Source organism: Oscillibacter sp., from assembly GCF_032018205.1.
Classification (GTDB): domain Bacteria; phylum Bacillota; class Clostridia; order Oscillospirales; family Oscillospiraceae; genus Oscillibacter.
Genome location: NZ_DALZOY010000006.1, coordinates 106,949 through 130,847, shown reverse-complemented (window position 1 = coordinate 130,847; position 23,899 = coordinate 106,949). Strand labels below are relative to the sequence as shown.

Below are 23,899 nucleotides of genomic sequence, written 5' to 3'. Positions count from 1 at the left end.
CCGTGTGTCCGTTTGTGCTGGGAAGAGCCGTCCGCTTATTTTTTAAGCGGCCAGAGCAGCTCTTCAAAGCTTTTGATATACACGTCGCAAAAGCCCCGCATCTCCGCTTCGTCCTTTGCGAAATAGCCGTCGTAAACGCCGACCACCCGCATTTTCGCGGCGCGGGCGCCCTTACAGGCGGCGATGCTGTCGTCAAACACGGTGCATTCCTGCGGCTCTACGCCGCAGACTTCGGCGGCATGGAGCCAGACGTCGGGGTCTTTCTTTTCAAGGCCCAGATCATGGGCCAGCACAATGCGCTCGAAATACTTATCCAGCTCCAAATGCCCCAGCGCCGTGCGGCAATGGGTGGGCACGCTGCTGGTGACCACCGCCATCCGTCGTCCCTCCGCCTTGCATTGGCGCAGATATGCCCGGACGCCGGGCTTGACGGACACGCGCTCATAAAGACTGCCGGCAAGCTCCATCCACTCTTTGATGATTTCCTCGGGGGACTCGGGGAGATGGCAGTGTGCCTTGGTGAAGATTGCCGCCTTGGGCATGATGGTGTGGGCCACGCCTTCGTAAAACGCGTGGGTATAGGGCAGGCCGCGCCGGGCCAGAAATTCCCGGTCCACATCCTTCCAGATGCTGTTGGAATCGATCAGCGTGCCATCCATATCAAATAAAAACATATGCGATCCTCTCTTTCCGGTCAAAGTTGCAGAGCTTTCCGGCAGCTTCCGGGCGGGCCTTGCCGCTTCGTCCGGAGAATATTTCGGGGAAGACTTGCCATTTTTTCTTCCTGATGGTAAGATAATTGGGTTTTACGGTTCTTTTGGGCGGAGAGACTCCGCCCTTCTTGGCATAATACGGGTATTTTATCATTTTTAAAGGATGGGAGCAAGAGCCATGCAAAAAACCAGATTCATTCGCCAAAACGTTTTTCCGATTCTGGCGGCCTTCATATGGGGAACGGCTTTTGTCGCCCAAAGCGTCAGCACGGAGTTTGTGCAGCCCTTCACCTTCAACGCCGCAAGGTTTTTCATTGCCTTTATGTTTACACTGGGACTGGCGGCCCTGTTCCGCGCACGGCGAAAGAGGGACTTTGGCGAACAGGCAAAGCCCCGGCCCCATTACCGCAGGGAACTTTTGATCAGCGGCCTTTGCTGCGGTGCGGCGCTGACACTGGGGACTAATCTTCAGCAGCGAGGCCTTGAAACCACCACCTCCGGCAAGGCGGGCTTTATCACGGCGCTGTATATCGTGATTGTTCCCATTCTGGGGATTTTTTTGAAAAAGAAAGTGGGCAAGGGGATTTGGGCCAGCGTTGCGCTGGCTGTGGTGGGGCTCTATTTCCTGTGCATCCGGGAGGGCTTTGCCATCTCTGAGGGGGACTTTTTCATGTTCCTTTGCTCCCTCTGCTTCTCCGCCCACATTCTCATGATAGACCATTTTACCGAAAAGGTGGATGGGGTGGAACTGTCCTGCGCGCAATTTTTGGTGGCGGCTGTTTTTTCTGCCGTGGGCATGCTGGCTGCGGAGCAGCCTTCATGGGAGGCACTGCAAGCATGCGTATGGCCTATTTTGTATGTGGGCGTTTTCTCCAGCGGCGTGGCCTATACGCTGCAAATTCTGGCCCAGCGGGGCTCCAACCCCACGGTGGTGTCGCTGCTGCTGAGCCTTGAGGCCGTTTTTGCCGTTCTGGCGGGGGCGCTGCTGCTGGGCGACCGCATGAGCGGACGGGAGTATTTTGGCTGTGGATTGATGCTGACGGCGGTGGTGCTGGCGCAGATTCCGTGGGGGGCGAAAAAGACCTTACCCGCCGGGGAGCCGGATAAGGCCGCTGTGTTACCGCCGGAGGAACCCGGGCAGATTTGGGTTCCAGAGGATTGAAAAATGCAGCGAAATTCCGAAGAGAAAAGCTGAGTGCGGCTATGATTACCCCCATCTCGGGAAGAGAATAAAAAGCAGCACGCAGTTGGCGGCTTGCTTTACAAGCTGGCGGAGGTGTGATATGATTCCCCCGTCGCAGATTGCGCCCGGAGGGCCTGAAGGAGGATTGTTTTTACCATGAGCAGTCAAAAGCCTAAAAAGAACAGGCAGTCCGCCATGGAGCGGGAGGCGGAGATTGCCGCCGCGAAGCTTCTCGGCAAGCAGATTTCAAAGGAGAAGGCGGCGGCGCTGCTGGCGGTGACGCTGATTGCCTGCGCCTTACCCATGATTTTGGGCGCCCGCCTGTGGAACAGCATCCCGGAGTTTGTGCCCAGCGGACTGATCGGAAGCGGCGGTAAGGATGACTCCATTCCCCGTTGGGTGGTGGCCTTCGGTCTGCCCGGCTTTATGTGCCTGATGGACCTGCTTGGTCACGGACAGCTTATGGCAAATCAAAAGCGCATGACGCTTCCAAAGCCCTATGTACGACTGGTGGGCAGGTGGGGGTTTCCGTTAATTTCCGTCCTGTTTTGCAGCGGCATGATTTTGCAGTCCTCCGGTGGGGACCTGACGCTGCCGTTTGTGACCCCTTGCTTGCTGGGTCTGCTGCTGATGATTCTGGGCGGCCACATGTGGGACTGTCCCAGAGATGCACGGATTGCCTTGCGTTTTTCCGCCACGGAGCACAGCGACGATGCATGGCGGGCGGTTCATCTGTTTGCCGCCCGCGTCTGGATGGCAGCGGGGCTGCTGGTCATCGCCGGGGTGATGGTCACCGCTACCTCCACTGTGCTTACCGCCGCGCTGATTGCGGCGGCGCTGCTGGCCCCCGCGATTTATGCGTCGCGGCGCAGGGACGCAGATCAATTGTAAAATATTTTCCGAAAAGCGCCGTCCGCGGGTACGGCGCTTTTCGGAGTTCTATGACTGGTTTTTGACGGTTATTCCAAAAAAGAGCGATTATTTTCTATGTGTAGTTCATTGACGGCAAAAAAAGACGATGGTAGCATGGTATTACCAAACAAGGAGGCACAGCAATGCAATTGGAAAAGATTCAATACGTACCGCCCAAAATTCCGGAGCTTGTAATGAAGGCGCTGCTCGCCGCGATTGACAGCGGCCATATTCGCGTGGGGGAGGAGTTGCCCTCAGAGCGTGATCTGGCGGAGACGCTGGGTGTTGGGCGAGGCTCCCTGCGGGAGTGCTTTGCCATTTTGGAGTTTTTGGGCGCCATTGAGAACCGGGGAAACCGGAAGGTTGTGGTGCGGGACGCGGACTATATTCAAAAGGCGATGTCCTTTGTCCGTCTGTCCAACCAGACGGATATCCGGCAGGATTTTAACGAGTTCCGCCGTATTAACGAGGTGGCGATTGTGGAGTTGGCCTGCCAGCGGGCAACGGAAGAGGATATGGCCACCATTCGTGAGGCGGTTCGCAATCTGGACGCCGAACCTGATAATTATATGAACGACGTGGCGTTTCACGACGCGCTGGCCGAGGCCAGCCACAATGTCATGCTGGCGGCTACGATCCATTTGGTGGGCAGTCTGCTCGCAGATGTGCGGCGGCGATTCTTTGGCTTGCCCGATTATCAGCAGCGCACACAGGATTCCCACCATGCCATTTATGAGGCGGTGAAGGCCCGGGATCCGGAGCTGGCGAAGCGGGAAATGACACTTCACCTCGGAATTGTGGATGAATTTTTGCAAAAGTACCCGGAGCGGGACTGATTCGTTAAAAATATTGTGCAATTGTACTAATAAAACAAGGGAAGATTTGGGCGGCGTTTCCTCAGTCTGAACTTGACTATAAAGAAGCTGAATGGTATGGTGGTCTTATAGCCCGAGTGGTAGGACCAACATACCGTTTTACCGTCGTACGGTGATTGGTAAGACCAAAACAATAAAAAGGGGCGTGTGTTGATCATTAACAGTCTGACAAAATACATGGAGACGGGGTCGCTGAATCCCTATTATAATCTGGCATTTGAGGAAACTGTGCTGGAGCGCAGTCGGTCGGGAGATTATCTGCTTTTGTGGCAGAATGACAACACCATCGTGATCGGTCAGAACCAAAATGCCGAGGCGGAGATTAACCGCGCCTTTGTGGAGGAGCACGGCATCCATGTGGTTCGCCGTACCACCGGCGGCGGCGCGGTGTATCACGATCTGGGAAACCTGAATTATTCCTTTATCACCGACGCGGGGAATTCCGAAGAGCTGGCCATGGAGCGATTTACAAAGCCCGTAGTGGCGGCGCTGAAGGGCCTTGGCCTGAACGCGGAGGCCTCCGGCCGGAACGACATTCTGGTGGAAGGGCGCAAGGTGTCCGGCACCGCCCAGCGGATGATGAAGGGACGCATTCTGCACCATGGGACGCTGCTGTTTGACGCGAATCCCGGCATGGTGGCCGGCGCGCTGAACGTGGACCCGGCGAAGTTTCAGTCTAAGGGCGCAAAATCGGTCAAGAGCCGCATCGGGAATATCCGGGAGTTTTTGGCAGAACCTATGGATATGGCGGATTTCTGGAAGTACCTCAAGACGGCTCTGGCAGGCGGCGGCCTCACGGCGGATTCCCTCACGGAAGAGGAGCTGGCTGCCGTGGAGGAGTTGAAACGGACAAAGTACGACACATGGGAGTGGAATTTCGGGCGCTCTCCCAGATACGATTTTACCGACAAGCGCCGGTTTGACGGCGGAACGCTGGAACCGCGGATCGCGGTGGAGAAGGGCCGGATCATGGAGATCGTATTTTACGGCGACTTTCTCTCTGTCAGTCCGCTGGACGAGCTGACGGAAGCGTTGAAGGGCTGCGCCTTCCGGCGGGAGGACGCTGCGGCGGTGCTGGACCGCTTCCCGCTGACGGAGCTGTTCGGCGGGATTCGCAAAGAGGAAATTCTGGATACAATGTTCCGCGCGGAATAAAAAGGGGGCGGTTCCTTGAAAACGAAGGAAACGGTTTGCGGAGCGGACTGGTATTGCGAGGCTTATCGAAGGATGGCACTGATTCGGGCGTTTGAAACGAAGGCCGCCGACTGCTTTACCCGCAGCGAGCTGGCTGGCAACATCCATCTCTATATGGGTCAGGAGGCCAGCGGTGTAGGCGCATGCCTTGCCCTGCGGGAATCCGACTATATCACCTCCACTCACCGGGGACACGGGCACTGCCTTGCAAAGGGCGCCCGGGTGGACCTTGCCATGGCGGAGCTGTTCGGCAAAGAAACCGGCTACTGCCGGGGCCGGGGCGGGTCCATGCACATCGTGGACGTAAGCCTTGGGATTCTTGGGGCCAACGGCATTGTGGGCGCGGGCATCCCGCTGGCGGCGGGCAGCGCCCTTGCATCGAAAATCAAGGGCGACGGGGCGGTTACCATGGCGTTTTTCGGCGACGGAGCCTCCAACCAGGGGACCTTTCACGAGACGCTGAATATGGCCGCCGTGTGGAAGCTGCCAATGGTGTTCCTGCTTGAAAACAACCAGTACGGCGTCTCTACGGAAATTCACCGCATTACCAATACCGAGCGTCTATCCGTCCGTGCAGAGGCCTACGGTATCCCCGGCGTCACCGTGGACGGCACTGACGTGGAGACGGTTTTCCATGCCGCCGCCGAAGCGGTGGAACGCGCCCGTTCCGGCGGCGGCCCCTCTCTTGTGGAGACAATGGTTTACCGATATCAGGGCCATTACTGCGGAGATCCCGCCGCATACCGGCCCAAGGAATATCTGACGGAAGGGAAGTCGAAGGACCCCCTTAACAATACACGTATGCGGCTTTTGGCGCTGGGCGTTGCGGAGACAGAGCTTGCGGACATTGACCAAGGCGTTGCGGAAGAAATCGAAAACGCCTATCAGTTTGCAAAAAATTCTCCCGACCCGGACCCGTCGGCGGTGATCGACAACGTGTATTCTTCCGACAACGAAAGGAGCGTGCTGCGATGAAGCTCACTGTGAGCAAGGCCATCGGTCAGGCGCTTCATGAGGAGATGGCCCGGAATAAAAACGTGATTCTTCTGGGCGAGGACGTGGGCGTCATGGGCAACGTGTTTGCCATCACCGCGGGCTTTCGCGATGAGTTCGGCTCCGACCGGGTGATTGACACGCCCATTAGCGAGTCCGGCTTTACGGGCATCGCCGTGGGCGCGGCCATGCGAGGGCTGCGGCCCGTGGTGGAATGGATGTACAACGACTTTATTTCCGTGTGTCTTGACCCGGTGATGAATCAGGCGGCAAAGCTGCGCTATATGACCGGCGGGCAGGTGAAAATCCCTGTGGTGTTCCGGGCGCCTATGGGCGCGGGGCGGCGCAACGCGGGGCAGCACTCCCAGTGTCTGGAGGCGTTGTTCACTCACATTCCCGGACTGAAGGTGGTCTGCCCCTCCACGGCGGCGGATGCCAAGGGTCTGCTGAAGGCCGCCATCCGGGACGACGATCCGGTGGTGTTTCTGGAGCACAAGCTGCTTTACGCCAGAAAGGAAGAGATTCCCGATGGCGAGTACGTCATTCCTCTTGGAAAGGCTGATATCAAGCGCCCGGGGAAGGATATTACTATCCTCACATGGTCCCGGCAGGTGCTGTTTGCGCTGGAAGCCGCCGAAGCTTTAGCCATGGAGGGAATCGACGCGGAGGTCTTGGACCTTCGGACGCTGGTCCCTCTGGACTGGGAGGCCGTCCGCGCCTCCGTGTGCAAAACCCACAACGCGGTGGTTGTGGAGGAGGGCGTGAAGCGCGGCGGCGTGGGCGCGGAGCTGTCCGCGCAGATTACGGAGGAACTGTTCGACGAGCTGGATTCCCCCGTGGGCCGCGTGGCGGGGATGAATGTCGTCTCTCCGTTTTCCCCCGTGCTGGAGGATGCGCAGTTTCCTCATCCCGAGGATATCGTGGCCGGCGTGAAAAAGACGCTGGGCCGCTGAGGGGGGCGTATGGCTGAGAAAACAAGACTCCGTGCGTCGCCCTATGCCCGCAAAGGTGCGCGGGAGCTGGGCGTGGCGCTGGATGCGATTACGGGCACCGGCCCCAACGGACGGATTGTCCGGCGGGATGTAGAGGCTGCTGCAAGGCCGTTGGTCAAAGCCCCGGCAGAGACTTTTACGGAAACGTCTGCCGGATGTTACGCCACGGCGGACGTGAGGGAGCTGTTGGCGGCGCTGAACACACTGAGCGGTGCGCTGACCTTCTCTGTGTTTGCGGGGCGGGCGGCGACCCGATTGGGCGTACCGCTTCGTCCGATGGAACGCGGCGTAGAGGGAGCGATGCCCGCGCTGCGTCCCGGTGAGAGCGCCGTTTTGGCGGTGGGGGATGTGACTGCGGATGAAACCGTGCGCATCCACCTGACCTATGCCCCCGCGGCGCTGAGCGACGGGGCGGCGGCAGACCTCCTGCGCGCCATGAAGGGCTTTTTGGAGAAACCGCTGACGATGTTGCTATAGCGAAAAAGAACGCGCAAAGCGCGTTCCCAGGACTTATGAAAAGCGCTCCTGTTGAAGCGGATCGAGAAACAGCCGCACATCCTCGGTCGGGACCTGCTCCGCAGCCCGCAGGGCAGCGCGGCGGTAAGCGTAAATATCGTCCTGCTCAAAGGGAAGGTGATATACCGCCAGATGACGGGGGCGGATGAACTGCTCAATGAACCGCCGCCCCTTGCTCAGTGTAATCCATGGAAAGTTGAGAAGTGCAAGATCTACCGGCCCGGTTTCCAGCAGGAATTCCCGCAGAGTGGGGCTGGCCACGGCGCAGTCTCCCGCAATCAAAATCCGAAAGCCCTCATGCTCCAGAAGGCAGCCGTAATGTGCCACGGCGGCGTATTCCTTCCCCTCGTGGGGCAGGTGGACGAACTGGACGGACAGCTCCGGAAGCACCAGCCTTTCACGGGGCTGGGAGAGCAGGATTTGACGCTTAAACTGCCGCTCCGGCAAAATCACCTCTGCAAGGGGCCAGCGCTCCATCGCCTGACCCAGCAGACGGCGAGAAAAGTGATCCGGATGACAGTGGGTGCAAAAAATCAGGTTTGGCTGCTGAAAGTCCGGGTGGGTCATTACGGCGGACTGAAGCGCGGGGGAGAGGACGGAAAACCCGGAAACGGGCTCTTCGTGTAAAGCGTCCACCCAAAGGCGGACGTCACCCAGACGCAGGGCAACCCCGGCGTTGGCGCTGAATGTGATCTGGCGCAACGGCATGGCGCAGGACTCCTTTGCAGAAAGCGTTGAATGGGTCTTCCCAATTTCACGGACATGACCGACCTTGAGTATAGCACGACGGCTGAAAAAAGCCAATAAAATTCCGTGCCTTTTCATAAACGGCGCGATATATGATAAATGTTCTTTTTACTTTGCGCGAAAGATGGAATACTGAACGGTACGGCAGCTCTTTTAAAAATTGCGTTTTTGTGTGTCTTTAATAGATTTGTCCACATTTGCAGAAACTAAAATTTTCTGTGGAGCGGCACCCGACGGAGGAGAACCTTTGCGCCGGCGTCTGAGCGCATGACGGATGCTTTGAAGGCGGCGGGAGAAGTTTCGGAAGGAAGGACCGCGGTATTAACAGGAGGGATTAATTGAATGAATGTCTACAAAAAGATCATGGATGTCGTCGCCACGATTGAGAAGCTGATTCTCTGCGTGGGTCTGGCGTTCATCACGGCAATCACCTTTGCAAACGTGGTGGTCCGGAAAATGACGGACAGCCAGTTTGCCTGGACCGAGGAAATGGTCATCAACCTGTTTGTTCTTCTGGTCATGCTGGGCTGTGCGCTCTGCGCCAGAGAGGGAAGTCTCATCAGCCTGTCCCTGATTTTCGATTTGCTGAAAAACCGAGGCAAAAAAATCTTCGTCTCCATTATTACAGTGGCAAACATCGCGTTCTATCTGGTGCTGATGAAGACCGGCTTCGATAAGGTGGCGGTGCAGTTGGCCAACGGAAAGCGTACCTTCTCTCTGGGCTGGCCCGAGTGGGTATTCACAATTTTCCTACCCATCGGCTGCGTGTTTTTGATTCTGCACACCGTGGAGTTCTTTGTCGACGTGATGAACAACAGAGCGGACTGTGTAAAAACCGGGGATGAAGGAGGAAACGTCTGATGATCAATCTGATTTTGTTCGGAACCTTCTTCATCATGCTGTTTTTGAACATACCCATCAGCGTGGGACTTGGCCTTTCTTCCATTCTTGCAATGGTTTATGCCGGGGATAAGCTCTCCGTGGTTCCCACCAACGTTTACAACGGCATGGCAAAGTTTCTTCTTTTGGCGATTCCATTTTTCGTGCTCTCCGGCAACATCATGGCAAAGGCCGGAATTTCCACCCGTCTGGTAGAGTTTATTGACGACTGCATTGGACATCGCCGGGGCGGCATTGCCATCGTGTGCGTCGTTGTGGCCTGCTTCTTCGGCGCAATTTCCGGCTCCGGGCCCGCCACAGTGGCGGCGCTGGGCATCATTCTGATTCCCGCCATGATTAACCGCGGTGGGTTCTCCGCACCCTTTTCCTCGTCTTTGATGGCTGCGGCCTCATCCATCGCCATTGTCATTCCGCCTTCCATCTCCTTTGTGGTGTACGCCTCTATCACTGGCGTGTCCGTTGGCGACATGTTCATGGGCGGGATTCTTCCCGGCATCCTGATGGGCATTGCGCTGGTGGTCATCATCATGATCGAGGTCCGCGTGAAGGGCTTGGAGGCTTCCCGCGAAAAGGCATCCTGGGGCGCCCGCTGGAAGTCTTTCCGCTCCGCATTCTGGGGCTTTTTGATGCCCGTGATTATTCTGGGCGGCATTTACGGCGGTATTTTCACACCTACCGAGGCGGCTGCCGTCTCTGTGGTGTACGGTCTGATTATCGGTGTGTTCATTTACCGTGAGGTGAAATGGCACGACCTGTATGATCTGCTGGTGGATTCCGGCAAAACCACGGGCAGCATTATGCTGATTATCGGCGGCGCCACGCTGTTCTCCTATATCTGCACGGTCCACGGGATTGCAGGCGCGGCCCAGACGCTGCTTCTGGATATCTCCGGAAACAAGTATGTGTTCCTGCTGATTGTCAACGTGATTTTCCTGATCGCAGGCTGCTTCGTGGACGCAAACTCCGCCATGTATATCTTCATCCCCATCATGTTCCCTGTGGCGGTGAAGCTGGGCATCAATCCCGTTCACTTCGGCGTGCTGTCCACCGTGAATATGGCCATCGGTCAGGTGACTCCGCCCGTGGGCGTGAATCTCTTTGTGGCCATCGGCGTCAGCGACAAGCTGAAGAATATCAAGGACAAGACCAGAGTCACCATTGTGTCCATGTCCAAGGCTGTGTGGCCCATGATCGTCGCCTGCGTGATTGCGCTGCTGGTTGTCACCTATGTGCCTTTCTTCTCCACCGCGTTTTTGGGCGCTGCGACCTGATTGAAGGAATCTGCCATCACGAGAGTGATTTCAGATACGCAACTTAACCTGCCATCAAAATTTGAGGAGGAACATTATGAAAAAGTTTCTTGCACTGGCCATGGCGCTGACCATGACCGCGACGCTGCTGGCCGGTTGCGGCGGCGACAAGCCCGCCTCTTCCGGCACAGGTTCCGGCTCCGCCGCTGGCGGTGGAGCGACCTTTGAAAAGGCGACATGGAAGTTTGCCTGCTCTGCCACGGAGAACACCGTTTGGGCGGATATGGGCCGCGACTTTGGCCAGATGGTGTCCGACGCCACGGGTGGCGCCATCACCGTGCAGGTTTACGCCGCCGACCAGTTGACCGCCGGTAACCAGTCCGAGGGCATTCAGGCCGCCATTGACGGGACTACCGAGCTGTCCGCCCACTCCAACCTGATTTATTCCGCATTTGACCAGCGGCTGAACGTTGTCTCTCTGCCCTTCCTGTTCGACTCCTTCGAGGACGTTGACGCGAAGCTGGACGGCGAGGGCGGCAAGGCACTGGGCGAAGTCGTTGAGAGCATGGGCTTGCACCTGCTGGGTATCGGTGAAAATGGCTTCCGTCATCCCACCAACAGCGTCCATCCCATTGCTTCTCTGGCCGACATGAAGGGGCTGAAGCTCCGCGTGGCCGGTTCTGAGCTGCTGAGCGCCGCCTATGGCAAGTGGGGCGCCAACTGGGCCAACGCCAACTGGTCCGAGGTTTACACCGGCTTGCAGACCAAGACCTATGACGGTCAGGAGAACCCTCTGCCCACCGCCGACGGTGCCTCCATCGCCGAGGTTCAGAACAATGTTACCTATTGGACCGGCGTGTATGACTGCATTTTCTTCACCATGAACGGCGAGCTGTACGATTCTCTGTCTCCCGAGCTGAAGGCCATCGTTGACGAGTGCGGGCAGAAGGCTGCACAGAATCAGCGCAAGCGTGAGCGGGAAGAGGACCAGAAGATTCTGGAGAAGTGGAAGGCCGCAGGCGTCACCGTTACTGAGCTCACGCCTGAAGCCGTCGCAGAGTTCAAGGCCGCGTCTGATCCCCTGTACACCGAGTTTGCCGACAAGCTAACCCCCGAGCTGATTGGCGCTTTCACGAAGTAAACACCTGTTCTCTGATGAAAACGGAAAGATTTTAAGTTGCGTTCACTGGGAAAGCGTGGCTGCAGTGGTCTGTCGCCACGCTTTTTCAGAATCATTCGCGTGAAAATTTTGACAGTTTGGTCAAAATGAATTGGATAATTTTACAACTAATACAAAAAACCGACAACAGTCGGCAGAAGGGAGTTTTTCCTATGGCAACAGCAAAAGCCGCAAAGGCAGCATATACCCAGGACCAGGCCAGGAAATTTTACGAGACAATGTCCACGATCCGCCATTTTGAGGAGAGTATTAAGCATGACTCTCTGGCCGGCGAGATTCCCGGCTTTGTGCATCTGTATATCGGCGAGGAGGCCATTGCCACCGGTGTGTGCGCCGCCCTGCGAAACGACGATTCTATCGAGTCTACCCACCGGGGCCATGGACACTGCATCGCCAAGGGCGCCGATGTCAACCGGATGATGGCCGAGATTTTTGGCAAGAAGACCGGTCTGTGCGAGGGCCGTGGCGGTTCCATGCACATTGCGGACTTCTCCGTCGGTATGCTGGGAGCCAACGGCGTTGTGGGCGGCGGGTATAACCTTGCCACCGGCGCTGCGCTGGCCAACAAAACTGTTTTGAAAAACGACAAGGTTTCCGTGGTGTTCTTCGGCGACGGCGCATCCAACCGCGGAACCTTTCATGAGGCTATGAACGTGGCCTCCGCGTGGAAGCTGCCCATTATTTTTATCAACGAGATGAACTGCTGGGCCTCCACCACGCCTTACCGTACTACCTGCAACCTTGAAAACATTTCCGACCGCGCGGCGGGCTATCATATCCCCGGCGTGATTGTGGACGGACAGGACGTTTTTGCCGTGTATGACGCCGCTGTGGAGGCCGTTGCCCGCGCCCGGAGAGGGGAGGGCCCCACCTTCATCGAGGCCAAGACCTACCGTATCGAGGGCCATTTCGTGGGCGACCCCGAGATGTACCGCACGAGAGAGGAAACCCAGAAAATTTTCCACGACACCGATCCTCTCCAAATGTTCCGCAAGAAAGCTGAGAAGTTGAAGCTGATGACCGCCAAGGAGTGCGAAGCCGTGGACGCGGACTGCGTTGAGAAAATCAAGGCAGCCAAGAAATTCGCCATGGAGTCCGAGTATCCCGATTCCGGCGAGTTTATGAAATACGTCTACGTGGACTAAGAACTGAGGAGGATGACAACAATGCGTGAATTAACGTTTTCTCAGGCCACCTGCGAAGCAATGGCCGAGACTATGGAAAAGGATGACAAAATCTTTGTAATGGGCGAGGATCTCGCCCGCCAAGGCGGCATCTTCGGTCAGTTCAAGGGCCTGCCCGAGAAGTTTCCCGGCCGGATTATTGATACCCCCATTTCCGAGACGTTCATCATCGGCGGCGGCGTGGGCGCAGCTTTGGCCGGAGCGCGGCCTGTGGTGGATATGCACTTTGCCGACTTCATCGGCGTTGCCATGGACGAGGTGTTCAACCAGATGGCCAAGGCCCGCTATATGTTCGGCGGTCAAGCCAAGGTGCCTCTGGTGCTCCGTGCGCCGGATGGCATGACCTTTCAGGGCGCGGCCCAGCATTCCCAGTGCGTGGAGGCGTGGTTCCCCCACATTCCCGGCATCAAAGTAGTCGCCCCCTCCAACCCCTATGACGCAAAGATGGTGCTGATTGCTGCCATTGAGAGCGACGATCCCGTCATCTATTTTGAGAATAAGATTCTCTATAAGGAAAAGGGCAAGCTGCCTGAGCTTGCAGATCAGGTGCCCTATACGCTGGGGAAAGCCCGCGTGGAGCGGGAGGGCAGCGACGTGACCATCGTGTCCTACTCCATCGGCATGAAGAATGCCCGGGGCGCGGCGGACCTCTTGGCGAAGGACGGCATTAAGGCCGAGGTCATCGACCTCATCACCCTGTCCCCTTGGGACAAGGAGACGGTGCTGAACTCCGTAAAGAAGACTCACCGGCTGTGCGTGGTTCACGAGGCGGTGAAGCAGGGCGGCTTTGGCGCGGAGATTTCCGCCACCGTGGCCGAGGAGGCAATGGAATATCTGGACGCACCCATTCTGCGGTACGGCGCTCCGTTCTGCCCCATTCCCTTTGCTCCCACGCTGGAGAAGATGGTGCGCGTGTATCCGGAGGACCTGTACAAGGGCATCAAGGGCATCTTTTAATGCCTGAAAAAGGAGATTTTCAAATATGGCAACTGAAGTATTGATGCCTAAAATGGGTCTGACTATGACCGAGGGCACCATTGAAGAGTGGAAGAAGAAGGAGGGCGACGCCGTTCAGGCGGGCGATATCCTGTTTTCCGTGGCTACGGATAAGCTGACCAACGACGTGGAAGCCGACACCAACGGAACCCTTCTGAAGATTCTCTTCGGCGAGGGTGAAACCGTGGAGTGCAAAACCGTCATCGCATGGATCGGCGCGCAGGGTGAGGCTGTTCCCGGCGCACCCGGCGCCTCTGCGGCTCCGTCTGCTGTCGCGGTACCCGCTGCGCCCGCAGTATCTCCGGAGGTGTCGCAGGCCACTGCGCAGACCGCGGAACGCGCTCCCGGCGGCTTTGTTTTGGCAACACCTTACGCCCGAAGGCTGGCAAAGGAGAAGGGCTATGACCTGTCCCGGATTTCCGCCACCGGCCCCAAGGGGACCGTGGTGGCTAGGGATGTAGAGTCCTTCACCGCAGGCCCCAAGGCCAGTCCTATGGCCGCAAAGCTGGCCGCAGAGTTGGGCGTGGATTTGACCGGCCTGAATGCGGACGGACGGGTGATGAAGGCCGACGTGCTGGCCGCCGCGGGAAAGGCTGTCGCCGAGACACGGAGTGTGCCTGCGGGCGTGCAGGGCAGCAACGACGAAGCGCCTAAAAAGGTGGATCCCCTGCGCCGCAGCATTGCCGCCAATATGACCGCCTCGTGGCTGACCTCTCCCCGCGTGACCTATACGCGCCCGGTGGACGCCACCGCCATGAAAGAGCTGCGCGCCAAGCTGAAGGACGGGTTGAAGGAACGGGGAATCAAGCTGACCTACAACCACATTCTGATGAAGGTGGCCGCCAAGGCGCTGACGGAGTTCCCGGATATCAACTCCAGCTTTGCGGACAACATGCTCACCCACCACACCCATGTGAATATCGGCCTTGCCGTGGCCAAGGGTACGGGATTGATCGTCCCCAACGTGAAGAGCGCTGAGGCCAAGTCTCTTTCTGAGATCGCGCAAGAGACGGAGGGCCTGATTTCCGCCACGCGGGATGGCAAGCTTTCAATGGAGGACATGACCGGCGGAACATTTACCATTTCCTCGCTGGGGCCCTATGGAATCACCAATTTCTCCCCCATCATCAACCAACCGGAGCTTGCGATTCTGGGCGTGTGCGACATGGTAGACACCCCCGTGGTGCGGGATGGGGAAATTGTGATTCGTCCCATGATGAACCTGTGCCTTACCGCCGATCACCGGGTGGTGGACGGCGTGATGGCCTCCAAATTCCTCCAGCGCCTGTGCGAGCTGCTGGAAAATCCGTATATGCTTCTGGTGTAAAGAGGGGACTTCGTCCCCCCGTTAGATTCCCCCACACCAGTGACATCGGTCACTGGTGAACGCCGCCCAAGGCGGCTGGAATTATGTATCTTTGTCAGGCGCATTTCCTGACAAAGATATTTTGAGTTGGTTTTCCGCAGTGCGGAGAAGCTTTTTTGGGGGCCTGGCTGAGGCCGGGCCCCCTGCCTGATTGAAGAAAGAAGGACATTTACTATGGCAATTGAAGTTCTGATGCCGAAAATGGGCCTGACGATGACCGAGGGCACCATCGAGGAGTGGAAGAAAAAAGAGGGTGACGCCGTAAAAGCGGGGGACATCCTGTACTCCGTGGCCACGGACAAGCTGACCAACGACGTGGAGTGCGACACCGACGGCACGCTTCTGAAAATTATGGTGGGTGAGGGAGAGACGGTGGCTTGCAAGACCGTGGTGGCCTACATCGGCCAGCCCGGCGAGGCGGTTCCCGCCCCGGGCGAAGTAGCCATCGCATCCGCTATCCCCGCAGCGGAACCCGCTGCTGCCGCACCCGCATCCACTCCGGCGGCAGCCGCGCCGACGGTTGGCGCGAAGACCGTTTTGGTGGTGGGCGGCGGCCCCGGCGGCTATGTTGCCGCCATCCGGGCTGCGCAGTTGGGTGCAAAGGTCACGCTCATCGAGCGGGAGCATTTGGGCGGCACCTGCCTGAACATTGGCTGCATCCCCACCAAGTGCCTGCTTCACAGCGCGGAGCTGATCTCCCAGATTAAGGAGCAGGGAGCGGAAATTGGCGTAAAGGTTGATAGCGTTACAGTGGATTTCCCGCAGGTGATTTCCCACAAAAATGATATTTCCAAAAAACTGACCTCCGGTGTGGCGGGTCTTCTGAAGCTGAATAAGGTGACAAAGTTTGACGGTGAGGCGGCCTTCACCGCACCCAAGACCCTGTTGGTGAAAAAGGCTGACGGGTCTTCCGAAGCCATGACTGCCGACGCGATCATCGTGGCCACCGGCTCCGTCAACTTCGCGCCGCCCATCCCCGGATTGAAGGAGAACCCCAACTGCATCGACTCCACCGGCGCACTGAGTCTTGAGAAGCTGCCGGAGAGCATGGTGGTGATCGGAGGCGGCGTGATCGGACTGGAGCTGGCCTGTGCCTACTCCGCCTTTGGCACGAAAATCACGGTGGTGGAAGCGCTGGACCACATGCTGCCCATGCTGGACGGCGACCTTACGGAAATCGGCGTGGCTCACATGAAGAAGATGGGTATGGAGTTCCATTTGGAGTGCCCCGTGCAGGCTGTGGAAGCATCTCCTGCGGGTGCAAAGGTCGTCTGCAAAAATAAGGTGGGCGAAACCGTCAGCTTTGAAGCAGAGAAGGTTTTGGTGGCAATCGGCCGCCGCGCCAACACCGCGTCGCTCAATCTGGAGGCAGCCGGGCTGAACAACGACCGGGGCCGCATCATCGTCAATGAGAAGATGGAAACCAGCGTTCCCGGCGTGTATGCCATCGGCGACTGTGTGATGGGCTACGCCCAGCTCGCCCACACCGCCTCCGCCATGGGCGAGGTGGCTGCAGAAAATATCTGCGGCGTATCTGCGGTGTACGACGAGAAGACCAACCCCACCTGCGTGTATATGGAGCCGGAGGCCGCCGGAGTGGGCCTCACGGAAGAGCAGTGCAAGGCGAAGGGCATTGCCTACAAGGTTGGCAAATTCCCTATGAGCGCCAACGGAAAGGCTCTGATTCTCAACGGTGGAGAAGGTTTGGTGAAGATCATTGCCGACGAGAAATACGGCGAGGTTTTGGGAATGCACATCATCGGGCCACGGGCTACCGACCTCATCGCTGAGGGTGCGCTGGCGCTGCGGCTGGAGGCCACGGTGGAAGAGCTGATTTCCACGATTCACAGCCATCCCACCGTCACGGAAACGATGCGCGAGGCGGCTTTGAACGTGGAAAAGCGAGCCATTCATACCAAAAATTAAGGGTGACCCCTCTTTGAAAACGCTGCCGCCCGCCGTAAGACTACGGCGGGCGGCGGCATGTGGAATTTTTTTGACTCGGAGCGGGAAATTTAAAGAGCGCTTATTCAGGAAAGTCCAAACCCGCCTGAAAACCATTTGCCCCGGTGACAATGATGTCCCCTGCCGCCGGAAGCCCCTCGCAGAGATACAGATTTACCTGCACGCCATCAGGATGCCCCGGATAATTTAGAACGCTGTATGTATAGCGGGTGACCTGTTGGCCCTTCAGCTCCGCCAAATCAAAGCCCTGCTCCCGTTGAAGATCATTGTAAGCCTCGTAATCCTCTGTCAGGGGGTCTGGAATGCGGATTTGCAGGGTGGATACCGGGTCGGGGGAAACCTCCCAGCCCAGCTCCTTTAAGTAGCCGTTGCGGGCCTCCTCCGTGTCCAGCCGCGCGGCGCCGCTCTCCGCCGGACTGCGGAAAATACCCCCGAGCACCACCAGCAGAATTGCCAGCGCGGCAAGCAGCACTACTGCCGCAAGCACCCGTTTCTTTCGCAGATGCGCCGTCCAGATGAACATAAACAACCATCCCTTTCTCCCCGCGCACTGCAAGCTGCCGCGCGCAAAACCATGACGCTTTGGACAAACTCTCCTACCCTTCCGTCATTTCCTTATTCCATTCGCCGCCGGGATATGCTAAAATTAAGGACAATCGCAATGGAAAGGGGGGAGTAAGCCGTGGAAATGCAGAGACTGGACAAGCTGCTTTCCGGAACCGGGAAATGGTCCCGGCGTGAGGTAAAGCTGCTGGTGAAGCAGGGACGGGTTCTGGCAGACGGTGCACCTGCGCCCTCGTCGGAGACGAAATACGACCCGGAGACTGCGGTTCTGGCGGTGGATGGGGAGCTTGTTGTACTGTCCCGATACACATGGGTGATGCTGAACAAGCCTGCGGGCATTCTCTCCGCAACAGAGGACGGGCGGGGCCAAACCGTTTTGGACCTTCTGCCAACCGAGCTGCAAAAGCTGGGGTTGTTTCCGGTGGGGCGTCTGGACAAGGACACCGAGGGGCTGCTTTTGCTGACAAACGACGGGCAGACCGCCCACCGGCTCCTCTCCCCGAAATATCATGTTGACAAAGTGTATTACGCAAGAATAGCTGGGAGGCTGGAGGAAGCAGACAGCCGTGCGTTCGAGTCGGGCATGACGCTGGAGGACGGACTTGTCTGCCTTCCGGCGGGCCTTGAAATTCTGTCCACAGGGGAGACGAGCGAGTGCCTTGTGACGCTTCGAGAAGGAAAGTTCCATCAGGTGAAGCGTATGCTGGCGTTTCGGGGGAAGCCTGTGTTGTATCTCAAGCGGCTGTCCATGGGCAAATTGACTCTGGACGCGGCGCTGGACTCCGGCGGTTTTCGGCTTCTGGCAGAGGAGGAGCGGCAGATGTTACAAAACGGTGAAAGCGGAATCGGTTGAAAGCTTAATATCACACAAAAAGCCGTCTAAAAATTTGTTGAAAAAAGAAAAAAAGTCTTGCATTTTCACAAAAATGTCGATATAATATGGGCATTGACAGAATGCACAAAGAAAAACGCAGAATGTGCGCTAGGAGGGCCGGCAATGTCGGGAAGAATTTTTCAGAATGTAGTCCTGCAGCTCAAGGAGAACGCGGACCGGACGGTGGGCGTGATCGACGGAGAGGGAATCGTCATCGCGTGCAGCGAGCTTTCCATGATCGGGCAACGGTGGGCGGAGTTTGTCCCCGCGATCAATACCGCAGGGGGGAGCATGGTGGTTTCCTCCGGAAAGACGTTCAAGGCGCTGAACGGCTGGGGGGCGCAGTTTGACTATGCCGCGTTTGCCTTCGGCGACAACGAAATCAGCAAAACAGTCTGCGCCCTTGCCGCCGTGGCGCTGAATTCCGCCAAGTCCTATTATGAGGAAAAGCACGACCGCGGCTCCTTTATCAAGGATATTATCACCGACAACATCATGCTGGGCGACATTTATATGCGTGCCAAGGAGCTGCGGGTTTCCAGCGACGTGGCCCGGGGCGTGTTTGTCATTCGTTCCCTGAAAAAGACCGAGTCCGTCCCCACGGACGCGATTCAAACCCTGTATCCCGACCGGCAGAACGATTTTGTTCTCTCTGTGGGCGAAGGAAACGTGGTTTTGATCTGCCAGCTTCCCGAAGGGGCCGGCGTCCGCGAGCTGAACAAGATTGCGGCCTCCATTGAAGAGGCGCTTCAGGTAAGCGGCGAGCCTGCCGCCGTGGTGGGCATCGGCACCGTGGCAACCCATCTGCGTGATTTGGCCAAGTCCTATAAGGAGGCGCAGATTGCCATTGAGGTGGGCAAGGTTTTTGACACGGAGAAATACGTCATCAATTATGAAAACCTTGGCATTGGCCGTCTGATTTATCAGCTTCCCACCACACTGTGCGAGATGTTCTTACAGGAAGTATTCAAGAAAAATCCCATCGATGCGCTGGATAAAGAGACACTGTTCACCATCCACAAGTTCTTTGAAAACAACCTCAACGTCTCCGAAACCGCCAGAAAGCTGTTTGTCCACCGCAACACGCTGGTGTACCGGTTGGAGAAAATCAAAAAGCTTACGGGGCTGGACCTTCGGGAATTTGACGACGCCATCACCTTTAAGGTGGCGCTGATGGTCAAGAAATACCTGACCTCCCGGGGCATCGACGCCTGATTGAAATAGTAAAAAGAGCGGACGCACGTCCGCTCTTTTTTTCTGTGGCGAGGTGCGTTTTGCCCGCTGTCCCAGTGGGAAGCGCGGACAAATTCAGGAATTTTTGCGTTGGACAAAGGTTCCCGGATATGATATAATGCAGAGTTGTATGAGTGTGAAAAATGTACGAGGTGTTTCCATGCGGATTGATGTGTTGGGCGTGGGCTTTGACAATTTGACCATGGCGGAAGCCGTGGCGGAAGGGCAGCGCCTTTTGAATACGGAGGGAGCGCATTATGTTGCGACCCCCAACCCCGAAATTATAGAGCTTTGCCGGGAGGACCCGGCGGCTCTAAGCGTCGTGAACGGCGCGGCGCTGGTTTTGCCGGACGGCATCGGCGTCATTAAGGGCGCGGTGATGCTGGGGACTCCCCTGAAGGAAAAAACGCCGGGGATTGAATTTGCAGAGCGTTTGATGGGGAAACTGGCGGAGGAGGGGAAGTCTCTCTACCTGCTGGGGGCGAAGCCGGGGGTTGCGGAGGAGGCGGGAATCCGCCTTGCGGCCCGCTATCCCGGCCTGAGGATTGCCGGGACCCACGACGGGTATTTTAAAGAGGACGCACCTGTGGTGGACGCCATCCGCCTTAGTGGTGCGGACTGTGTGTTTGTGTGCCTCGGCGCGCCGAAGCAGGAAATGTGGATGGCGAAAAACGGAGAGGCCACAGGAGCACGTCTGCTGTGCGGCCTGGGAGGAAGTCTGGACGTATTTGCGGGCCGGGTGGAGCGCGCTCCGGAATTTTGGTCCCGCCACGGGCTGGAGTGGTTTTACAGACTGTGCAAAGAGCCTCGCCGCCTTGGGCGCATGATGAAGCTGCCTCTGTTTCTGATCCATGTGCGCGCAGAGAGGAGACGGCGGAAATGAACGGAAAGCTGATTGTGTTTGAGGGGACCGACGGTTCCGGCAAGGCCACACAGGCCCGGCTGCTGGGAGAGAGACTGAAGAAAATGGGCGTGCCCTTTTTGGAGATTGACTTTCCCCGGTACGGAAATCCTTTTGCCGAGCCTGCCAGACTGTATCTGGACGGGGCGCTTGGGAAAAATCCCGGCGATGTCAGCGCCTACGCGGCCTCCGCGCTGTATGCGGTGGATCGGTACGCCTCTTATAAGCAGGACTGGGGCGCGGCCTACGAGGCCGGAGGGCTGATCCTTGCCAACCGGTATACCACATCCAACGCGGTGCATCAGGCGTCGAAGCTTCCGCCCGCCGAGCGGACGGACTTTTTAAACTGGCTGTTTGATTTGGAGTATTGCCGTATGGAGCTTCCAAAGCCCGATCTGGTGCTCTATCTGGATTTGCCCACGGAACTTTCGGAACAGATGCTCCGTCAAAGGGAGCGCAGCACCGGGATCAAAGCAGACATCCATGAGCAGGACGACGCATATCTGCAGGAATGCCGGGAGAATGCCCGAAAGATTGCCCGGGACCTTGACTGGACGGTGGTGAACTGCGCCAGAGAGGGACAGATTCGCTCTGTGGAGGAAATTCACGAAGAGGTGTGGAGTAAGATGGAGAAATATCTGTAAAGCTTGTCCTCTTTACGCGCTGGGAAAACGGGACGCAGCGCGTCCCGTCTGCCCGTGGAGGTGGATCAGCAGCAGTTGTCGTTGCAGCCGCAGTTGTTTCCGCAACTGTTTCCATTGAATCCGTTCCCGCAGCAGCAGAAGAGAAGAACGATGATGATGAGCCACCAGCAGGAGTTGTTGCCATTCCCCGAGTTAAAGCACATGGATTTGTCACCTCACTTAAAGTCTTTGTGATAGTCTATGCACGGGTTTGCAAAAGGGAGACTTGGCCATTAAAATTTTCTTAACGCGGCAAAATCACAGGAGGTATGACAGGTTATGTCCGAATATAACAATCAGGAAACCGCAAGCTGGGATGCGAAGCAGGTTCGCCGGGAGGGCGGCCGTCCGGCGTCTTCCGGTCATGGAGAGCGGGGAGAAGGTCCTCGCCGCCGTCGCCGCCACAGGCGGTTTCTCAGCGGGTGGAAATATGTGTTGTTTGTGTTGCTGACTTCTGTGCTGGTGGCGGGCCTTGGCTGGCTGCTGGTGAATGATTTTTGCGCCTTCAGCAAGCCGGATGTCACTACCACCGTTGAAATCACGGCGGACGACAATTTGAAAACCGTTTCCAACAAGCTGAAAGACGCGGGGCTCATTCAGTACAAGTGGTTCTTCCGGCTCTTCGGCGGATTTGCCGACGCCAACGAAAAAATTGGTATTGGCAACTATGAGTTGAGCACCGAGATGGACTACATGGCGCTGATCAACGCCATGCACAACTCCTCCGGCGGCATGAACACGGACACCGTCCGCGTCACCATTCCTGAGGGGTACACCGTCCGGCAGATTATTGCTCTGCTGGCCAAAAACCGTGTCAACACGGAAGCGGCTCTCACCGAGGCCGCCCAGAACAGCACGTTTAATTATGATTTTATCGACAACACCTCTAAGGAGCTTTCCCGGCTGGAGGGATATCTGTTCCCGGACACCTATGATTTCTACGTGAACGAGAAGCCCGAAAGCGCCCTGCGCCGCCTGATTTCCAACTTCTCCGCGAAGATGGACGAGGATATGATGGCGCAGGTGGAGGCATCCGGTTACAGTCTCAAGGAGATTGTCACCATCGCCTCCCTCATTGAGAAGGAAACGGCTGGCGGTGATCAGGCCACCATTGCCTCTGTCATTTACAACCGGCTGGCGGACACCGGAAGCCACGGAACCTATAAAATGCTTCAGGTGGATGCGTCGCTGCTGTATGCCATCCCGGATCATGAGGGCATCATTACCAATGACGACAAAAAGGTGGATTCTCCATACAATCTGTACAAATACGCGGGCCTGCCGCCCACGCCCATCGCAAACCCGGGTCTGAAATCTTTACAGGCGGCGCTGAGCCCCGAAACTACCGGCTATTATTTCTACGCACTGGGCAAGGACAGAACGCACTTTTTCTCCGCCACCCTTCAGGAGCACAACCAGTTTATCAACAGCGATCAGTATGTCGGAAATTAAGCTTCCGGAGCTGCTTTGCCCTGCGGGGGATATGGAGCGGCTGAAAATGGCTGTGGCCTACGGGGCGGATGCGGTATATCTGGCGGGTACCAGTTTTGGGATGCGCTCTTTTGCCGGAAATTTTTCGGATGAAGAGCTTCCCGTCGCGGTGGAATACGCCCACAGCCAGGGCGTGAAGGTCCACTGCACGGTGAACACCGTGCCCCGTAACGACGAGGTTGCCAGTCTCCCGGCGCATCTGGAAATGCTCCAGAGCGCCGGGGTGGACGCGCTGATTGCGGCGGATATGGGTGTGTTTGCGTTGGCGGGAAAATATGCTCCCCTGTGCCAACGGCACGTCTCTACGCAGGCGGGCATTGCCAACTATGAAAGCGCCCGGGCGTGGCACGATCTAGGCGCAAATCGGGTGATTCTGGCCCGGGAGCTGAGCTTGGAGGAGATCCGGGAAATCCGGACCAAAACGCCGAAATCTCTTGAGGTGGAGTGCTTTGTCCACGGGGCCATGTGCGTGAGCTATTCGGGCCGGTGCCTTTTGAGCAACTATATGACCGGGCGGGATTCCAACCGGGGCGCCTGCGCCCAGCCCTGCCGGTATCAGTACGCCCTGATGGAGGAAAAGCGTCCCGGCGAATATTTCCCGGTGTTTGAGGATGAGCAGGGAACCTACATCATGAATTCCCGGGACATGTGCATGATCGACCATCTGGACGATTTGTGCGCCGCTGGGATTGACAGCCTGAAAATCGAGGGCCGGGCAAAGTCGGCCTATTACGCGGCGATTGTCACCGGCGCGTACCGCCGCTGCTTGGACGCAGTGGGTGCGGGGGAGCCGATCGATCCCGTGTGGCGGGACGAGGTGGACCACGTCAGCCACCGCCGCTATTCCACCGGTTTTTTCTACGGACAGCCGGGGCAGTACGTGGCCGACTCCCGGTATATTCGGGAATGGCAGGTACAAGCCCTTGTCACCGATTGTGACGAAACGGGAAACGCCACGCTGTCCCTGCGCAATAAGCTGACCTGCGGAGCGCAGGTGGAGGTGGTGGGACCGGACTGCCGTCCCTTTGCCATGACCGTGCCGGAGCTGAGGGATTCGGACGGTTTGACGGTTCAGGAGATCAAAACGCCCCAGGCCGTATTTCAAATGAAGCTGCCCCGCCCCGTGCCGCCGCTGTCTTTGGTGCGGCACGCCGTGGAGCTTTCAGGAAAGTAAACGCCAGCCAGGA

General features: G+C 57.4%; 24 protein-coding genes. 21 read left to right on the top strand and 3 right to left on the bottom strand.

Annotated elements, in window-relative coordinates; genetic code table 11:
• Window positions 1–35 precede the first annotated feature (35 nt).
• The gene (locus RTU96_RS06675) at window positions 36–674 is read right to left on the bottom strand and encodes an HAD family phosphatase (protein WP_312635706.1); all 639 of its coding nucleotides are present in this window, start codon (window positions 672–674) and stop codon (window positions 36–38) included.
• 217 nt (window positions 675–891) lie between these two features.
• Between RTU96_RS06675 and RTU96_RS06670 the strand changes: the two genes are divergently transcribed.
• The 7 genes from RTU96_RS06670 (at window position 892) to RTU96_RS06640 (ending at window position 7,339) form a co-directional block, all read left to right on the top strand.
• Window positions 892–1,875 (top strand): DMT family transporter, encoded by a 984-nt coding sequence (locus tag RTU96_RS06670; protein ID WP_312635705.1) that lies wholly within the window; start codon window positions 892–894, stop codon window positions 1,873–1,875.
• A gap of 177 nt (window positions 1,876–2,052) precedes the next feature.
• Window positions 2,053–2,787 (top strand): SdpI family protein, encoded by a 735-nt coding sequence (locus RTU96_RS06665; protein WP_312635704.1) that lies wholly within the window; start codon window positions 2,053–2,055, stop codon window positions 2,785–2,787.
• Between the two features lie 164 nt (window positions 2,788–2,951).
• Window positions 2,952–3,644: a FadR/GntR family transcriptional regulator gene (locus tag RTU96_RS06660; protein WP_294854536.1), complete on the top strand. Its 693-nt coding sequence runs from the start codon at window positions 2,952–2,954 to the stop codon at window positions 3,642–3,644.
• A gap of 186 nt (window positions 3,645–3,830) precedes the next feature.
• The gene (locus RTU96_RS06655) at window positions 3,831–4,838 is read left to right on the top strand and encodes a lipoate--protein ligase (protein WP_312635702.1); all 1,008 of its coding nucleotides are present in this window, start codon (window positions 3,831–3,833) and stop codon (window positions 4,836–4,838) included.
• Window positions 4,839–4,853: 15 nt separating this feature from the next.
• Window positions 4,854–5,852 (top strand): thiamine pyrophosphate-dependent dehydrogenase E1 component subunit alpha, encoded by a 999-nt coding sequence (locus RTU96_RS06650; protein ID WP_312635701.1) that lies wholly within the window; start codon window positions 4,854–4,856, stop codon window positions 5,850–5,852.
• Entirely contained in the window at window positions 5,849–6,823 is a 975-nt protein-coding gene (locus RTU96_RS06645) for an alpha-ketoacid dehydrogenase subunit beta (RefSeq protein WP_312635700.1), read from the top strand. The genes RTU96_RS06650 and RTU96_RS06645 overlap by 4 nt, the downstream gene beginning before the upstream one ends.
• 9 nt (window positions 6,824–6,832) lie before the next feature.
• A complete protein-coding gene (locus RTU96_RS06640) occupies window positions 6,833–7,339 on the top strand; it encodes an E3 binding domain-containing protein (protein WP_312635699.1) in 507 nt (168 codons plus the stop codon).
• Window positions 7,340–7,372: 33 nt separating this feature from the next.
• Here the strand turns inward: RTU96_RS06640 and RTU96_RS06635 are convergent, their stop codons facing one another.
• Complete coding sequence (locus RTU96_RS06635) at window positions 7,373–8,203, bottom strand: hypothetical protein (protein ID WP_312635698.1); 831 nt, start codon at window positions 8,201–8,203, stop codon at window positions 7,373–7,375.
• 264 nt (window positions 8,204–8,467) lie between these two features.
• Here RTU96_RS06635 and RTU96_RS06630 point away from each other — a divergent pair, with 264 nt between their 5' ends.
• The 7 genes from RTU96_RS06630 (at window position 8,468) to lpdA (ending at window position 16,927) form a co-directional block, all read left to right on the top strand.
• Window positions 8,468–8,986, top strand: coding sequence for a TRAP transporter small permease (locus tag RTU96_RS06630; protein ID WP_312635697.1), 519 nt, complete (start codon window positions 8,468–8,470; stop codon window positions 8,984–8,986).
• Window positions 8,986–10,296: a TRAP transporter large permease gene (locus tag RTU96_RS06625; RefSeq protein ID WP_312635695.1), complete on the top strand. Its 1,311-nt coding sequence runs from the start codon at window positions 8,986–8,988 to the stop codon at window positions 10,294–10,296. The genes RTU96_RS06630 and RTU96_RS06625 overlap by 1 nt, the downstream gene beginning before the upstream one ends.
• Before the next feature lie 76 nt (window positions 10,297–10,372).
• On the top strand, window positions 10,373–11,416 hold the full coding sequence (gene dctP, locus RTU96_RS06620; protein WP_312635693.1) for a TRAP transporter substrate-binding protein DctP: 1,044 nt from the start codon (window positions 10,373–10,375) through the stop codon (window positions 11,414–11,416).
• A gap of 191 nt (window positions 11,417–11,607) precedes the next feature.
• On the top strand, window positions 11,608–12,600 hold the full coding sequence (locus RTU96_RS06615) for a thiamine pyrophosphate-dependent dehydrogenase E1 component subunit alpha (protein WP_312635691.1): 993 nt from the start codon (window positions 11,608–11,610) through the stop codon (window positions 12,598–12,600).
• A 21-nt stretch (window positions 12,601–12,621) separates the two neighbouring features.
• The gene (locus RTU96_RS06610; RefSeq protein ID WP_312635689.1) at window positions 12,622–13,596 is read left to right on the top strand and encodes an alpha-ketoacid dehydrogenase subunit beta; all 975 of its coding nucleotides are present in this window, start codon (window positions 12,622–12,624) and stop codon (window positions 13,594–13,596) included.
• 25 nt (window positions 13,597–13,621) lie between these two features.
• On the top strand, window positions 13,622–14,962 hold the full coding sequence (locus tag RTU96_RS06605) for a dihydrolipoamide acetyltransferase family protein (RefSeq protein ID WP_312635686.1): 1,341 nt from the start codon (window positions 13,622–13,624) through the stop codon (window positions 14,960–14,962).
• A gap of 213 nt (window positions 14,963–15,175) precedes the next feature.
• Window positions 15,176–16,927: a dihydrolipoyl dehydrogenase gene (gene lpdA / locus RTU96_RS06600; protein WP_312635685.1), complete on the top strand. Its 1,752-nt coding sequence runs from the start codon at window positions 15,176–15,178 to the stop codon at window positions 16,925–16,927.
• A gap of 100 nt (window positions 16,928–17,027) precedes the next feature.
• On the opposite strand, the gene RTU96_RS06595 is transcribed toward lpdA, so the two are convergent.
• Window positions 17,028–17,489: a DUF4830 domain-containing protein gene (locus tag RTU96_RS06595; RefSeq protein ID WP_312635684.1), complete on the bottom strand. Its 462-nt coding sequence runs from the start codon at window positions 17,487–17,489 to the stop codon at window positions 17,028–17,030.
• Window positions 17,490–17,654: 165 nt separating this feature from the next.
• Between RTU96_RS06595 and RTU96_RS06590 the strand changes: the two genes are divergently transcribed.
• The 7 genes from RTU96_RS06590 to RTU96_RS06560 all read left to right on the top strand — a co-directional run bounded on the left by RTU96_RS06590 (window position 17,655) and on the right by RTU96_RS06560 (window position 23,886).
• Window positions 17,655–18,383 (top strand): pseudouridine synthase, encoded by a 729-nt coding sequence (locus tag RTU96_RS06590; protein WP_312635766.1) that lies wholly within the window; start codon window positions 17,655–17,657, stop codon window positions 18,381–18,383.
• A 144-nt stretch (window positions 18,384–18,527) separates the two neighbouring features.
• Complete coding sequence (locus tag RTU96_RS06585) at window positions 18,528–19,619, top strand: CdaR family transcriptional regulator (protein ID WP_293008056.1); 1,092 nt, start codon at window positions 18,528–18,530, stop codon at window positions 19,617–19,619.
• 178 nt (window positions 19,620–19,797) lie between these two features.
• The gene (locus RTU96_RS06580; protein ID WP_312635765.1) at window positions 19,798–20,520 is read left to right on the top strand and encodes a WecB/TagA/CpsF family glycosyltransferase; all 723 of its coding nucleotides are present in this window, start codon (window positions 19,798–19,800) and stop codon (window positions 20,518–20,520) included.
• Window positions 20,517–21,182 (top strand): thymidylate kinase, encoded by a 666-nt coding sequence (locus RTU96_RS06575; RefSeq protein WP_312635683.1) that lies wholly within the window; start codon window positions 20,517–20,519, stop codon window positions 21,180–21,182. The genes RTU96_RS06580 and RTU96_RS06575 overlap by 4 nt, the downstream gene beginning before the upstream one ends.
• A 54-nt stretch (window positions 21,183–21,236) precedes the next feature.
• Window positions 21,237–21,416: a hypothetical protein gene (locus RTU96_RS06570; protein WP_312635680.1), complete on the top strand. Its 180-nt coding sequence runs from the start codon at window positions 21,237–21,239 to the stop codon at window positions 21,414–21,416.
• Window positions 21,417–21,500: 84 nt separating this feature from the next.
• Window positions 21,501–22,673, top strand: a complete 1,173-nt coding sequence (gene mltG, locus RTU96_RS06565; RefSeq protein ID WP_312635677.1) for an endolytic transglycosylase MltG — start codon at window positions 21,501–21,503, stop codon at window positions 22,671–22,673.
• Window positions 22,660–23,886, top strand: coding sequence for a U32 family peptidase (locus RTU96_RS06560; RefSeq protein ID WP_312635676.1), 1,227 nt, complete (start codon window positions 22,660–22,662; stop codon window positions 23,884–23,886). Before mltG ends, RTU96_RS06560 begins: the two co-directional genes overlap by 14 nt.
• The last annotated feature ends 13 nt before the right edge of the window (window positions 23,887–23,899 follow it).